Source organism: Avibacterium sp. 21-599 (assembly GCF_026226765.1).
Lineage (GTDB): Bacteria > Pseudomonadota > Gammaproteobacteria > Enterobacterales > Pasteurellaceae > Avibacterium.
This window is the reverse complement of the sequence record NZ_JAKKOB010000001.1, coordinates 1506708-1522154: the sequence shown is the minus strand read 5'-3', so window position 1 is coordinate 1522154 and position 15447 is coordinate 1506708. Positions and strand designations below refer to the sequence as shown.

Annotated in this window: 13 protein-coding genes; 4 read left to right on the top strand and 9 right to left on the bottom strand. The window is 40.9% G+C overall.

Annotation, left to right across the window (positions count from 1 at the left end; translation table 11 throughout):
• Nucleotides 1-37: 37 nt before the first annotated feature.
• From tsaB to rsmI, 3 genes are all read right to left on the bottom strand, one after another.
• Nucleotides 38-751, bottom strand: coding sequence for a tRNA (adenosine(37)-N6)-threonylcarbamoyltransferase complex dimerization subunit type 1 TsaB (tsaB, locus tag L5B83_RS07305; protein WP_265778017.1), 714 nt, complete (start codon nt 749-751; stop codon nt 38-40).
• Nucleotides 751-2694, bottom strand: a complete 1944-nt coding sequence (locus L5B83_RS07300) for an ATP-dependent DNA helicase (RefSeq protein WP_265778016.1) — start codon at nt 2692-2694, stop codon at nt 751-753. The genes tsaB and L5B83_RS07300 overlap by 1 nt, the downstream gene beginning before the upstream one ends.
• Before the next feature lie 164 nt (nt 2695-2858).
• On the bottom strand, nt 2859-3701 hold the full coding sequence (gene rsmI / locus L5B83_RS07295; RefSeq protein ID WP_265778015.1) for a 16S rRNA (cytidine(1402)-2'-O)-methyltransferase: 843 nt from the start codon (nt 3699-3701) through the stop codon (nt 2859-2861).
• A gap of 75 nt (nt 3702-3776) precedes the next feature.
• On the opposite strand from rsmI, the gene L5B83_RS07290 reads away from it, so the two are divergent.
• Genes L5B83_RS07290 through dolP form a run of 4 tightly spaced genes read left to right on the top strand, consistent with a single transcriptional unit; the run spans nt 3777 to nt 7095 of the window.
• Nucleotides 3777-5501, top strand: coding sequence for a penicillin-binding protein activator (locus L5B83_RS07290; RefSeq protein ID WP_265778014.1), 1725 nt, complete (start codon nt 3777-3779; stop codon nt 5499-5501).
• 2 nt (nt 5502-5503) lie between these two features.
• Nucleotides 5504-5866 carry a YraN family protein gene (locus L5B83_RS07285; RefSeq protein WP_250350038.1) on the top strand — a complete coding sequence of 121 codons (363 nt, stop codon included), beginning with the start codon at nt 5504-5506 and terminating at the stop codon, nt 5864-5866.
• A gap of 15 nt (nt 5867-5881) precedes the next feature.
• Nucleotides 5882-6466, top strand: a complete 585-nt coding sequence (locus L5B83_RS07280) for a D-sedoheptulose-7-phosphate isomerase (RefSeq protein WP_265778013.1) — start codon at nt 5882-5884, stop codon at nt 6464-6466.
• 35 nt (nt 6467-6501) lie between these two features.
• Nucleotides 6502-7095, top strand: a complete 594-nt coding sequence (dolP, locus tag L5B83_RS07275; protein WP_265778012.1) for a division/outer membrane stress-associated lipid-binding lipoprotein — start codon at nt 6502-6504, stop codon at nt 7093-7095.
• 89 nt (nt 7096-7184) lie between these two features.
• Here the strand turns inward: dolP and oppF are convergent, their stop codons facing one another.
• From oppF to uvrD, 6 genes are all read right to left on the bottom strand, one after another.
• On the bottom strand, nt 7185-8162 hold the full coding sequence (gene oppF, locus L5B83_RS07270) for a murein tripeptide/oligopeptide ABC transporter ATP binding protein OppF (RefSeq protein ID WP_265761828.1): 978 nt from the start codon (nt 8160-8162) through the stop codon (nt 7185-7187).
• A 1-nt stretch (nt 8163) separates the two neighbouring features.
• Nucleotides 8164-9153, bottom strand: coding sequence for an ABC transporter ATP-binding protein (locus L5B83_RS07265; protein ID WP_250350034.1), 990 nt, complete (start codon nt 9151-9153; stop codon nt 8164-8166).
• A 9-nt stretch (nt 9154-9162) separates the two neighbouring features.
• Nucleotides 9163-10074 carry an oligopeptide ABC transporter permease OppC gene (gene oppC / locus L5B83_RS07260; protein ID WP_250363149.1) on the bottom strand — a complete coding sequence of 304 codons (912 nt, stop codon included), beginning with the start codon at nt 10072-10074 and terminating at the stop codon, nt 9163-9165.
• A gap of 15 nt (nt 10075-10089) precedes the next feature.
• On the bottom strand, nt 10090-11010 hold the full coding sequence (oppB, locus tag L5B83_RS07255; protein WP_265778011.1) for an oligopeptide ABC transporter permease OppB: 921 nt from the start codon (nt 11008-11010) through the stop codon (nt 10090-10092).
• 78 nt (nt 11011-11088) lie between these two features.
• Nucleotides 11089-12729 carry an ABC transporter substrate-binding protein gene (locus L5B83_RS07250; RefSeq protein ID WP_265778010.1) on the bottom strand — a complete coding sequence of 547 codons (1641 nt, stop codon included), beginning with the start codon at nt 12727-12729 and terminating at the stop codon, nt 11089-11091.
• 526 nt (nt 12730-13255) lie between these two features.
• On the bottom strand, nt 13256-15439 hold the full coding sequence (uvrD, locus tag L5B83_RS07245) for a DNA helicase II (RefSeq protein WP_265778009.1): 2184 nt from the start codon (nt 15437-15439) through the stop codon (nt 13256-13258).
• Between the last annotated feature and the right edge of the window lie 8 nt (nt 15440-15447).

The window sequence follows — 15447 nt, the reverse complement described above, 5'->3', positions numbered from 1 at the left end:
TTATCACTCGCTCGCGAATGTGCCAAATCCTGATGCGTTATTCACGCCCCGGCAACTTTTTCCAAGTAACTTCATTGCGTAAATAAACGGGTTCAATTTCCACCGCACTTATCCATTGTTTTTGCCAGTAATAAGGCAATGCCAACGGTAGCATTGCTCTAGCGGAAGGTAAAAGAATGTCTGACGCGGTTGCCCAGTCAAGCTGCGAAAGTGCTTCATAAGCCGCCCAGCCTGTGCCAACTTTACGCCACTCGCCTTGTCCCTGTTGTGCAAGTTCAAGTACCTGTTGTGCAGAACACACCTGTTCAGTAACCACCTCATTCCATTGTAAAAATTGATGAGAATCCAACCGCACTTGTTCTGCATTAAGTTGGCTGAAATACACCTCATTCATTCTTGCATCAATGGCACAGAGGACTTGCGTCGTGCCATATTGTTCATACGCTTGCTGAGCCATTGTCGTCAGATTAGAAATAGGAATCACTGGAAAATCAGCCCCTAATGCCAAGCCTTGTGCAATCCCTGCGCCGACACGCACGCCAGTAAAACTGCCCGGCCCACGCCCGAAAACTAACGCATCCACTTGATTGAGCGTAATACCAGACTGGTTTAAAATTTCATCAATCATTGGCAAAATACGTTTTGTATGGGTGCGTTGTGCCAATTCATCTAAATGCGTTATTTCTCCTTTGTGCCATAAGGCGACAGAACACGCCTCCGTAGAGGTATCTAAAGCGAGTAAAGTTGTCATTATTTTTTCTCTGTTAAAAATTGAATTACGTTGTTTAAATCTCGGGTTCGCGTTGCGTTTGGTAAACTTTTTAAAAAGGTTTCGCCGTAGGTACGCATCACCAAACGGCTATCACAAATAATCACCGCCCCTCGGTCTGTTATATCACGGATCAACCGCCCAACACCTTGTTTTAAGGTGATGACTGCCTCAGGAATTTGAATCTCATTAAAGGGATCTTTACCCTGTAAGCGACAATCTTCCATTCGTGCTTTAAGTAAAGGCTCATCTGGTGCGGTAAAAGGTAATTTATCAATAATCACTAAAGAAAGGGCATCACCACGGACATCTACACCTTCCCAAAAACTTGAGGTTGCCACCAGCACCGCGTGAGATTGGGTAGTAAACTGTGCTAATAATTGACTTTTTGCCGTTTCCCCTTGTAATAAAACTGTTAAATCACTGTGTTCACGAAAAAAATCTGCCAGTCCACGCATCATAGAATAAGAGGTGCAAAGGACAAAACAGCGCCCCTGATTTTTTTCGATGATCGGTAATAACATTCGCCCTAACTGCGTTTGTGTCTGAGATTGGTTCAATGCAGGCAGGAACCGTGGCACGCATAATAGGGCTTGCTCAGGGTAATTAAAGGGGCTAGGCAAAATTTTCTGCACCGCATTTTCAATCCCCAAGCGCTGACAAAAATGCTGAAAATTGCCCCCAACTTCAAGGGTGGCAGAGGTGAAAACCCAAGCCGCCTCTTTTTTACTGATCTGTTCACCAAATTTATCAGCCACAGTGAGCGGTGTGATATGCAAGCCAAAACCACGCCCCATTGTTTCATACCAATAACAATAGCCCACTAAATGGGTTTCTTGCAGGCGTTTTAACACCAACTGAATACTGGCAACACGTTCAAAAATGCTATCTAGAGTTTGTGAACGCCCGAGAGAAAGCTTCACTACTTCGGATAAAAAGGCTAATTTCTCTTGCAATAATTCTACGCATTTTTGCACCGCACTTTTATCTGCTGAATGCATTGAATGTTGTGCATATAACTCTCGCCAATTTCCTCGCCGATTACCTTCGCCCAATAATAGACGAAAATCTTGCACTACTTTAAGTAAAGTATCAGCCGCCACGCCAAGCTGTTTCATATCTTTTAATTCTGTACGATAAACAATATTGGCATCTTTGCATAAATCAAATAATTGACGTGAAGTGAGGGATATGCCGAAATATTGGCTCGCCACATCGGCAATTTGGTGGGCTTCATCAAAAATAATGGCTTGCGCATTAGGAATAAGCTCACCGAAGCCACTTTCTTTTACCGCCATATCCGCAAAAAACAAATGATGGTTCACCACCACTAAATCTGCGTTTAACGCTTTTTTGCGAGCGGCTGCCACATAGCAATCCGCATAATTAGGGCAATCTGAACCTAGGCAACTTTCGGTAGTACTGGTGAGCTGGGGCAAAATCGGGCTATCTTCCGCAATCTCCACACATTCGCTTAAATCCCCCGTTTTGGTGGCATTATTCCATTTTCGCACTTTAGCAAGATCCGCTAATACGGTGCGATCCCCTAACACACCTTGTGCAATAAGCTGATCTAAACGCTCAAGGCAAAGATAATTGGCACGCCCTTTTAATAAGGCGATTTTCCCTGTATAGCGCAACGCTTTTTTTATAGCCGGAAGATCACGATTAAATAATTGATCTTGTAAATTTTTTGAGCCTGTGGAAATAATGGTTTTCTTGCCGGCAAGTAACGCAGGCACTAAATACGCAAAGGTTTTCCCCGTGCCTGTCCCCGCTTCTACCACAAGCGCTTGCTTGTGCGAAATCGCCTCCGACACGGCTTGCGCCATTTCTAATTGTTCGGCACGTGGGCGAAATCCTTTAATGTGCTGACTTAATACTCCATTTTCAGCAAAGGCGTTGATGACAGTTTGGCTATCCATTCATTCAATTCGGGGTTAAGGGTAAATAAATTGGCGGCTATTCTAACAGAAAAATGCTATACAGTGTTGTACTGGATAGCGTTATTGTTCATTTACAAATCAAAAAATATTGAATGCGATATTTTGTGGTAACATAGCACATCAATTTTTTTAATGGCTTGAATTTACAAATTCTCCAACCCAAACTGATACAACGCATTTTTCTTATAACCATAAAGCTCGGCGACAATCGCCGCGGCTTTTTTGAGTGGAAGTTCTTTTGCGATAAGTGCTAAGGCTTTGATGGCTTGTGGTGAAAAACTTTCCTCCTCGCACTTCACATTGCCTTCTACAATCAGCACCATTTCGCCTTTGCTGCGGTTTGGATCGTCACTGACCCATTGACGTAATGCCCCTATCTCATCACCGTAAATCGTTTCCCACGTTTTAGTCAGCTCTCGTGCTAGCACTACATAACGTTCTGCACCGAACACCTTTTCTATATCCGCAAGACAATCTAAAATACGGTGAGTGGATTCATAGAAAATCAAAGTGCGATCTTCTTTTGCAAGATTTTCTAATTTATCGCAACGCGCTTTGGATTTGGCGGGCAGAAAGCCTTCAAAGCAAAAACGAGCAGACGCAATGCCTGAGGCACAGAGCCCTGCAATCGCCGCACACGCGCCGGGAATTGGGACGATTTTAATCCCCGCTTGGCGACACTTTCTCACTAAATGAAAGCCCGGATCGCTAATCAGTGGCGTACCCGCATCAGAAATTAATGCAATGCTTGTCCCTTGCAACAGTTTTTCGCATAAAATATCGGCTTTTTGTTGTTCATTATGATCGTGCAGTGCAAAAAAAGGCTTTTTAATGCCGTAATGGCTGAGCAATAAACCACTATGGCGGGTATCTTCAGCGGCAACTAAATCCACTTGTTCCAATACTTGTAAAGCACGTTGCGTAATATCCTGCAAATTGCCAATGGGTGTTGCCACGATATATAAAATTCCAGTTAAATTGTCCATTTTTACTTCTTTTATTTGATTTTAATTATTGAGATAAGTAAGATCCCCGAGATTGTTTTCAACAACGGAGTAATTATGACTATTCTATTACAACGCATTAATTTAAAAAATCAATTAATGCCTTTTTTATTTGCATTGCTCTTAGCAGGCTGTACCAATTTATTTGGAAACAGTTTCACAAATGTGCTGAAAAACGATGCAAATGCCAGTTCTGAATATTACATCAATCAAATTCAACGCACGCAAAATCTTGAAGATCAACAAACCTATAAATTACTTGCCGCGCGTGTTTTAGTGCGTGAGAATAAAATCCCTCAAGCTCAAGCGATGTTAGCAGAATTAAACGATCTCAATGAAGAACAGCTACTTGATAAAGCGATCATTGAAGCGCATATTGCGGCGATGAAAGGGAATAATAAAGCGGCGGATAGCCGTTTAAAGGCGATTAATCTTGCCTTATTAAGCCCTTCACAACAAGCGCGCTATTATGAGGTTGTGGCGCGTGTAGCCAAAAATCGTAATCAAATTATGAATGCCGTGAAAGCGCGTATTCAAATTGACTCCCTATTAACGGACAGCCAAAGAAAACAAGAAAATAATGACCGCACTTGGGCATTATTACGCAATGCAAACCGTGGCTTAATTAACAACACATCGGCAGAAGGCAGTGCCGCATTAGGTGGCTGGTTAGCATTAGCTAAAGCATATAATGATAACTTAAATCACCCAGCACAATTAAGCCAAGCCTTACAAAGCTGGAAAGCGGCTTATCCAAGACATAGCGCAAGTTATCTCTTCCCAACAGAACTGCAAGGGTTATTTAATTTCCAACAAACACAATTAAACCAAGTTGCCCTACTGCTTCCATTAAGTGGCGATGCGCAGATCATTGGTAGCACCATTAAACGCGGATTTGATGATGCAAGAGGGAATTCGGATATTCAGGTTAAAGTTTTTGATACCCTTGCTACACCAGTGGAAAATATCATTGAACAAGCCAAACTAGAGGGAATTAATACCATTGTCGGTCCGTTGTTAAAACAAAATGTAGATAAATTAACCAACCGCCCTGACTTATTGCAAGGGCTAAACGTGCTTACCTTAAATTCTACTGAAAATTCTCGAGCAATTGGTCAGCTCTGCTATTATGGCTTAGCGCCTGAAGACGAAGCTGAATCTGCCGCGAATCGCATTTGGGATCAAGGTATTCAAAACCCATTTATCATTGTGCCACAAAGCGACCTTGGTCGCCGTACGGCCTCTGCATTTAACACCCGCTGGCAACAACTTTCAGGTACAGATGCCAATATCAAATTTTATAATAATGCCGATGACATCACTTATACGCTCCAATCAGGCTTAAGCCAACCTATTCAAGCGTTATATATTGTGGCAACGAACAATCAGCTTAGTGATATTAAACTGGCAATTGATAACAGCAATATTAACCTGAAGTTATTCGCAAGTTCACGCAGTAATTCCTCAAACAACACACCTGAATATCGCTTATTAATGAATGGGTTAGAATTTAGTGATATTCCCTTCTTTAAAGATGTAGATTCTGCACAATATAAAAAAGTAGCAAGCGTTACCAATGGTGATTACTCCTTAATGCGTTTATATGCTATGGGTGCTGATGCGTGGTTGTTAATCAATCAATTTAATGAATTACGTCAAGTTCCGGGATTCAATATCAACGGTTTAACCGGTAAATTAAGTGCGGGTCCAAACTGTAATATCGAACGAGAAATGACGTGGTATCAATACCAAAATGCCTCCGTGGTGGTATTAAGCAATTAATTATGTTTAAATCTAAACGTCATCAAGGGGCGAGCTTTGAGCAACAAGCTCGCCTTTTTTTACAATCCAAAGGGCTAAAATTTATTGCCGCTAACCAACACTTTAAATGTGGTGAACTTGATTTGATTATGCAAGATGGCGATACCATTGTGTTTGTCGAAGTGCGGCAAAGAAAAAATGATTTTTTTGGCTCTGCGGTGGAAAGCGTAGATTGGCAAAAACAGCAAAAATGGTTAGATGCCGCCAATATGTGGCTGGCTAAACAAGATTGTAGCCTCGAAGATACCGATTGTCGTTTTGATTTAGTGGCATTTGGTAATACAATACAAGACCTACAATGGATTCCCAATTTTCTTGATGAATAAGCCTGATAAATCACAATGTTAGATAAAATAAAAGATCTTTATAGCGAAAGCATACAAACCCAGATTTCAGCCTCAAGCTTATTGCCCAATGCAATTTTTCAAGCCGTGCAAAACATCGTCGCCTGCTTATTGCGTGGTAATAAAATTATCGTCTGCGGGCAAGGGCGATCTTACGCCAATGCACAATTTCTGGTGGCGAATTTACTCAATCGCTATGAATTAGAACGCCCGAGCTTTCCTTCTGTACTATTGAGTTTAGATAATGCGATTGGCTCCGCCATTATCGCCGATCGCCCTAAACAGCAATTTTATCAACGCCAATTTAATGCCATAGCACAACAAGGGGATCTGTTGGTGGTATTTTCCCCTTTTGGTAATGAAGAAATGGTGCTAGATACCATTAATTCCGCACTAAATAAAGAAATCAGTGTCATCGCATTAACGGGCGCGAATAACGATCATATTCAAGGCTTTCTGACAGAACAGGATTTGGAAATCACCGCACCAACAGTAAAAGAAAGCCGTATTTTGGAGCATCATCTCTTTATTATTAATACGATTTGTGAGTTAATTGACCACACGCTTTTTTCTCATTCCTAGCACTCAACCGCTTACAACCCAAAAGGAGTACAACAATGAAAACAAGGAATTTAAAAAAACTAGCCCTAATTCTCGGCAGCGCATTCTTGCTACAAGGCTGCGTTAGTGCCACGGTTGCCGGCATTGTTGGGGCAACAGCCGTAGCAACAAAAGTCGCCACTGATCCAAGAACAGTGGGAACACAGGTTGATGATGAAACCCTTGAAGAAAAAGTTCTACACGCCATTAATAAAGATCAACAACTTGATAGCGAAGCTCGAATCAATGTGGTTTCATATGGCGGAAGGATTCTACTTATCGGGCAAGTGCCAAATGAAAATCTAAAAGAAATTGCCACCGGGCTTGCCAAAGGCGTTGATAATGTTTCTGAAGTTTATAATGAACTGCGTGTAGGCTCTCCGATCTCGCTTGGGCAAATCAGCCAAGATAGCTGGATCACCACCCAAATTAAATCCAAACTCTTTGTCAATTCAGGGGTAAAAGCCACCGATGTCAAAGTCATCACAGAAAACGGTGAAGTGTTCTTAATGGGAAACCTCACTCAACAACAAGCTGATGCCGCAACAGAGGTTGCTCGCAATGTGGCTGGGGTTTTAAAGGTTATCAAGGTATTTAAATATTTAAACTAATCCGATTATTAAGTGCGGTGCTTTTTCTTTGATTTTTACGATAAAAAATCTATTGAAAAAATACCGCACTTTAATTTCAACTGTCACAGTTATACTTTAAAGCAAGCAACCAAATGCTGATTATTCCCCGTTAAACGCGGTTTGCTTAATGTACATTCTGTATCCGCTAATGGGCATCGAGTACGAAACACACAACCAGAAGGGGGATTGATCGGGGAAGGGAGATCACCTTCGAGTAGCTGAATTTTTTTACCTCGTTCCAAATCCGGATCTGGGATTGGCACAGCAGACATCAACGCTTTGGTGTAAGGATGCTTGGTTTCGTGATAGACCTTGTCATAAGTCCCCAACTCCACCGCATTACCTAAATACATCACCAGAACGCGATCAGAAATATGTTTTACCACCGCTAAATCGTGTGCAATAAAAATCAGTGATAACCCCATTTCTTTTTGCAACGATTTAAGTAAATTGACCACCTGTGCTTGAATGGAAACATCAAGAGCAGAAACAGGTTCATCACAGATAATCAGTTTAGGCTCAATAATCAATGCACGAGCAATGCCAATACGCTGACACTGACCGCCCGAAAATTCGTGTGGATAGCGGTTAATTAAATTTGGCAATAAGCCTACTTTTAACATCATTGCTTGCACACGCTCTTTGACTTCTTGTGCAGATAAATGCGGGAAGTAAATCTTCAGTGGCTCAGCAATAATATTTCCAATCGTCATTCTTGGATTGAGTGATGCCAAGGGATCTTGGAAAATCATTTGAATATCTTTACGCGTGCTATGCCACTGTTTTTCGCTTTGTTGGCTGAGATCGTTACCTAGCCACAAAATATTGCCACCTGCGGATTTCACCAAACCAATAATCGAGCGAGCAAGGGTGGATTTTCCACAGCCAGACTCGCCTACCACGCCTAAGGTTTCTCCTTCATATAATTTAAACGAGACGTGGTTTACCGCGTGCAAGGTTTGCTTTTTCTTAAATAAAAAGCCTTCGTTGCTTTGCACGTTGAAATGTACGCTAAGATCTTCGACTTCAAGTAATAATTTTTTCATCTTAATTTCCTCTTAGCAGCTGAGTAGGGGCAATAAAACACGCGCGTAAACGATTTGGTGCAAATTCCTCTAATAATGGGCTATCTTTACATTGTTCCGTGGCAAATTGGCAACGTGGGCTAAACGGGCAGCCCGTTGGCAAATGTAATAAATTCGGCGGATTGCCCGGAATCGTTAAGAGTTTATCTTCTTCAGAATCTAAGCGTGGCACTGCATTGATTAAACCAATGGAGTAAGGATGCGTTGGCTGATAGAAAATTTCTTTCGCTGAACCATATTCCATTGTTCTTCCCGCATACATCACCAGCACTTGATCACAGCTCCCTGCCACCACGCCGAGATCGTGAGTAATCATAATAATTGCTGTATTAAACTCGTGTTTTAACTCATTTAATAAGGTCATAATCTGTGCTTGTACTGTTACATCTAAGGCGGTGGTTGGTTCATCGGCAATCAATAATTTTGGACGGCATAATAATGCCATTGCGATCATAACACGCTGACGCATCCCGCCAGAAAATTCGTGTGGATACATTGCCATTCGTTTACGTGCTTCTGGCATTTTCACCGCATCTAACATTTTTACAGATTCTTCAAAGGCTTGCTTATAGCTGTACCCTTTATGTAAGACCAGCACTTCGGTTAGCTGCTCGCCAATTTTCATATAAGGATTTAACGAGGTCATTGGATCTTGGAAAATCATCGCAATTTGCTCCGCTCTTAAGCGATTTAATTGTGATGAGGATAAACCTAAAATTTCTTCTCCATTAAAACGAGCAGAACCAGAGGTTTTACCGTTATCCGCCAATAATCCCATTAATGCAAAGGCAGTTTGTGATTTGCCCGAGCCTGACTCCCCAACAATACCGAGGGTTTCCCCTGCGTTGAGGGTAAAGGTTAAATTATTCACGGCGGTAACCTCACCATCTGGTGTTTTGAAGGTGACTCTTAAATCTTGTACATCAAGGAGAGGGTGTTTTTCGTTTTTCATTTTCTCACCTTATCGATCTTTTGGATCAAGCGCATCACGCAAGCCATCACCAATAAAATTAAAACAAAATAATGTAATTACTAAAAAAACCGCTGGAAAAATCAGTAGCCAAGGGGTGGCTTCCATTGATTTTGCCCCATCATTTAATAATGCGCCCCAGCTACTAAGTGGTTCTTGCGTACCTAGCCCTAAGAAACTTAAAAAGGATTCAAATAAGATCATTCCCGGCACGAGTAAAGAGGCATAAACCACGACAACGCCTAACACATTTGGAACGATGTGTCGCCATACAATTTGCCGAGGCGAAACGCCACATACAATCGCTGCTTCGATAAATTCTTTACGTTTGAGACTGAGCGTTTGTCCACGCACGATACGCGCCATATCCAACCAAGAGACCATTCCTATTGCCACGAAAATAAGCAAAATATTTTGCCCAAAGAAGGTCACCAATAGGATCACAAAGAACATAAAGGGGAAAGAATATAAGATCTCTAAAATACGCATTAAAATGGCATCGGTTTTGCCGCCCACATAACCCGCTGTTGCCCCATAAAGCGTACCAACTAAAACAGCGATAAATGCGCCAGCAATCCCTACTAATAAGGAAATTCGTCCACCAATGGCAAGGCGAACCAGAAGATCTCGTCCTAATCCGTCTGTGCCTAAATAATGCATTGATTCAACATCTGGCGGTGAAGCCATCATTGCCCAATCCGTGTCATCATAACTAAAAGGCATTAACATTGGCGCAAAGGTGACAAAAAGTAAAATTAAAAACAGCACAAACAAGCTCATCACCGCCGCTTTATTACGGAAAAAACGGCGTCTTGCATCTTGCCATAAACTGCGTCCTTCAACCTGTTCTAATTGCTCGCCCAATTTTTCCATCAGTGCTTGATTTTCTTTTGTTTTTATCATTTTTTTGGCACTCCATTAATAACGAATTTTCGGATCAATCACCGCATATAAAATATCGACGATGGCATTAAAAATGATGGTTAATGTTCCCACTAAAATGGTTAAACTGAGTACTAAAGAATAATCTCGGTTTAACGCGCCATTAACAAAAAGCTGACCAATTCCGGGCAAAACAAAAATGCTTTCAATCACCATTGATCCGGTAATAATCCCAACGAATGCCGGCCCCATATAAGAGATCACAGGTAATAACGCGGGACGTAACGCGTGTTTTAAGATAATACGCGACATCGGTAATCCTTTCGATTTTGCCGTACGGATAAAATTTGAATGCAATACTTCAATCATTGAACTACGCATAATTCGAGCAATGCTGGCAATATAGGATAAAGAAAGCGCAATCATTGGTAAGATAATATTACTTAGCTGTCCCCCTTCCCAGCCGCCAGAGGGAAGCCATTTCAGCGTAATCGAAAAAATTAATATTAACAACGGCGCAACAACAAAACTCGGTACAACAACACCTGTCATTGCAAAGGTCATTATTAAATAATCTAGCCACTTGTTTTGCTTTAATGCCGCAATCACACCAGCAGAAATGCCGCATATCAGTGCGATTAAAAAGGCAGAAAAACCTAACTTTAAGGAAACAGGGAAAGATTGTGCAACAAGCTGATTAACCGTGTAATCCTTATATTTAAAGGAAGGACCAAAATCACCGTGCGCTAAATCTTTCAAATAAATCCCATATTGCACCATAAGTGGCTCATTTAAGTGATATTTTGCTTCGATATTTGCGATCACTTCTGGGGGGTAATTTTTTTCACTGGAAAATGGACTACCGGGGGCAAGTCGCATCATAAAAAAAGAAACCGTGATTAAAATAAATAGGGTTGGGATCGCCTCTAAGATACGGCGAAAAATTAATTTAAGCATAATGTTATCCCACAAAGATAAAAATAACGAAAAAACACCCGCACTTAATAATGTAAACCATGTGCGGGTGTAAAAAGATTAATGTTTAATAATATAAACGTCTTTTAAATAATAGTTTTGTGCAGGATGTGCATAAGCAAAACCTTTTACCCAAGGCTTAATCAGGCGAGGCTGCACATAATGATAAACGGGGATCAGTGCAGTATCATTGTCTAATATTTGCTCTGCTTGTGCATAAATTTCAGCACGTTGTTCATCATTTTGTGCGTTAAATGCGGAAGCAATCAAGGCATCATAAGCAGCGTTTTTATAGAATGCTGTATTATTTGCACTGTTGGATAAATAATAATTTAAGAACGTACTCGCTTCATTATAATCGGCACACCAACCCGCACGCGCTACATCAAAATTGCCTTGATGACGCGTATCTAGATAGGTTTTCCATTCCTGATTTTCTAGGGTTACATTGACAACCCCTTGTAAATTTTTCTTCCAAATAGATTGTGCTGCACTCGCCAATTTCTTATGGTTGTCTGAGGTGTTATACAATAAGTTAAAATTTAATGGGTGTGATTTATCAAATCCCGCTTCTTTCAATAGGTTAAGCGCAGCTTGATTACGCTGATCTTGTGTCCAATTCGCCCATTCAGGATTTGCCATTTTTTCCGCGCCATTGATAAATGGTGGGGTAAAAATATAAGCAGGTTTTTGACCTTGTTGTAAGATTTTATCCGTTAAAATTTCACGCTCTAACGCTAAAGACAAAGCTTTACGCACTTTAGGATTATCAAATGGCGCTTTGGCGGTGTTAATTTCATAAAGATAAGTACAAAGTTGCGGGGCGTGTGTTAATTCATCGCCCAACTCTTTTTTGACTTTGGCATAAAGCTCAATTGGAATTTCTTTTCCTGTCATATCTTCATCACCAGCACGGTAACGAGAGACATCTATTGAAGCGGATTCAATCGGCAATAATACGATTTTTTCTAATACAGTATGTGCATTATCCCAATAATATGGATTACGTTCTAATTCCGCTTTTTCATTAACCACCGCGGATTTTAATACAAACGCCCCATTACCAACTAAATTCCCGGGTTTTGTCCAATTATCACCAAACTGTTCTACGACCTGTTTATTCACTGGCGCTAATACATAATGTTCAACCAATTTATCCACATAAGGAACGGATTCCGTTAAATGCAACACTAACGTATGATCGTCTTTCGCCTCCACACCTAACTCAGCGGGTGAAAGTTTGCCAGCAATCACTTGATCGGCATTTTTTAATTTGACGAACTCAAGGAAACTTGAATAAGGTGAGGCAGTTTTAGGATCGGCTAAACGTTGCCAAGCATAGACAAAATCACCAGCCACCACAGGCTCGCCATTAGACCATTTCGCTTCAGGGCGTAAATGGAATGTCCACGTTTTAAAGTCGTCACTGTGTTCCCAAGAACTCGCCGCACCGGGTATAATATGCCCTTTCGCATCAGAAATCACTAATGTTTCATATAGTTGACGTGCATAATTCCCCTCAACATCGCCTTCCATTTTCTGAGGATCAAGGGTGGCAGGGTTTGAACTCACATTCCAGATTAATTCTTGCTTATCCGCTAATTGCGTGCCTTCTGGCACATTCGCCGCCATTACAGTCCCTACTGATAAAGACAATCCTAATAATGCCGACAGTAATGATTTTTTAAATAAAGTGTGCATATTTACTCCTGATTTTTTATAAAATGGTCTTAATTAATAAAGGAATTTTTTAAACTTGTAAATAAGAAATTGCGAAATCATTGGGAATTTTGTCGTTCAAAGAGTATTGCAATATTCCATTTACAAAAAATAGCAAAAAAAGCCCGCATTTTTCTGTTATCGTTTACATTAAAAAATCAAACAAGATAAGGTACTCAATACGGTGAGAATAGAAGATCGAGAAGGAAAATAACCTTGCTCTGATTTTATCGCTACATAAAATCTAGAGTAGATAAAACTTCAACGAGTTAAAATATACGACTAAGATGTAGTGGAACTCGCAACATCTTCGTTATTTTGAAGTGAAATGACTATCGTTTTAGATGTAATGGTTAAAAGTAAATGTTCATCCATCACATCTAAAACTATTTCAATTGAATACAACGATTGGTACCTTCGCTATCATATCTACTCGCTATCCCTGAATTTGTAAGAAAATCTGACATTGAGACACAGAGTAAAGTGCAGTGTTTTTCTCAAATATTTATCAGACCTTCTCTAGCTTCGCCAATGCCGCAATCAGCCATTTAATTCCTTCTCCTTGGAAAGCGATTTGTAGTCGGGTGTTATTGTCTTCACCTTCCACATTAATAATTGTGCCATTACCAAATTTAGCGTGTCTAACTTTTTGTCCCATTCGCCATTCCCTATCATTTCTAGCTTTATGACTATTTAACGAACCGACGGCAGCACGATTATACGCACGCGTCACCGTGCCACGTAAACGCACTTCTTGAATACAATCCTTTGGTAATTCTTCAATAAAACGAGAGGGAATATGGCGTTCTTCTTTGCCATATAATCGGCGGCTTTCCGCATAGCTAATGGTAAGTTTTTGCTTGGCTCGGGTGATGCCAACATAAGCCAGACGGCGTTCCTCTTCTAAACGCCCCGGTTCTTCAAAAGAACGGAAACTCGGAAATAAACCTTCTTCCACCCCAATCATAAACACACGTGCAAATTCTAACCCTTTGGCGGAATGTAATGTCATCATTTGTACACTTGATTCATGGGCTGAGGCCTGTTCTTCCCCCGCTTCTAAAGAGGCGTGGGTGAGAAATGCCATTAAATCTGTCATTTCTTCTGCTTCATCTGGTTTAATAAATTCTCGAGTTGCACTCACCAGTTCTTCCAAATTTTCGATCCGCACTTCACCTTTTTCACCTTTCTCCTGCTTATACATTTCATACAAGCCGGAGTGTTTAATGACAAAATCAGTTTGGGCAAATAGTGGCATTTCTGCACTATCTTGTTGTAAGGAATTAATTAATTCCGTAAAACGCAATAAAGCGGTTGCTGCCCGTCCTGCTAACATATTTTCCTGAATGGCAACGTGAATGGCTTGCCATAGAGTAATTTGTCGCTCACGAGTTAATTGACGTAACACATCTAAGGTTCGATCGCCAATTCCTCGGGCTGGAGTGTTGATCACTCGCTCAAAGGCGGCATCATCAAAGCGATTGGCGATCAAACGTAAATACGCTAAGGCATCTTTAATTTCTTGCCGTTCAAAGAAACGCAATCCACCATAAATTCGATAAGGAATTTGGGCGCGAATTAAGGCTTCTTCAATAACACGAGATTGGCTATTACTACGATATAAAATAGCACAATCATCTAATTTTCCACCATCATCGAGCCAGATTTTGATTTGGCTTGCCACAAACTGAGCTTCGTCAATTTCATTAAAGGCGGCATAAATCCCAACAGGATCGCCTTGCTCCCCCTCCGTCCATAAATCCTTACCAAGACGGTTACTATTATTCGCAATTAAATGGTTGGCACTGTTGAGAATATTGCCCGTAGAACGATAATTTTGCTCAAGGCGAATGGTTTGTGCATTATGAAAATCTTCTAAGAAACGGTGAATATTTTCAACTTGTGCGCCACGCCAGCCATAAATAGACTGATCGTCATCGCCTACGATCATTATTTTACCCGTTTCTCCCACCAATAATTTGATCCACGCATATTGGATTTTGTTGGTATCTTGGAACTCGTCCACCAAAATATGCGAAAAACGCTGCTGATAACGTTGCAAAATTAATGGTTTTTTCAGCCACAATTCATACGCTCGCAACAATAATTCAGAAAAATCTAACAAGCCCGCTCTATCACAAGCATCTTGATAAATTTGATAAATTTTAATCCAAGTGCGTTCTTGAATATCACCCTCATCATCAAGTTGATGCGGACGCAAACCTTCTTCTTTTTTGTTATTAATATACCAGCAAGCCTGTTTCGGCGGATACGCTTTTTCGTCAATATTATGTAGTTTAATCAAGCGTTTAATCAAACGTTGCTGATCATCACTATCTAAAATTTGAAAATCCTGTGGTAGCCCAGCATCCGCATAATGGGCGCGTAATAGACGGTGTGCAATACTATGAAATGTGCCAGTCCACATTCCCATTATGCGTTGTGATGAATATTTCGCCAATGTTTGCTCAATTCGATGACGCATTTCTGCAGCGGCTTTATTGGTAAAGGTGACTGCCATTATACTGCCTTCAGAAATTTGCTCTACCGCAATCAACCAAGCAATACGATAAGTTAGCACTCGCGTTTTACCACTACCCGCGCCAGCTAACACTAAGTAGTTGCCCAAGGGGGCGGCGACTGCCTCACGTTGTTTATCATTTAATCCATCAAGTAATTCTGAAATATCCATCACATCAC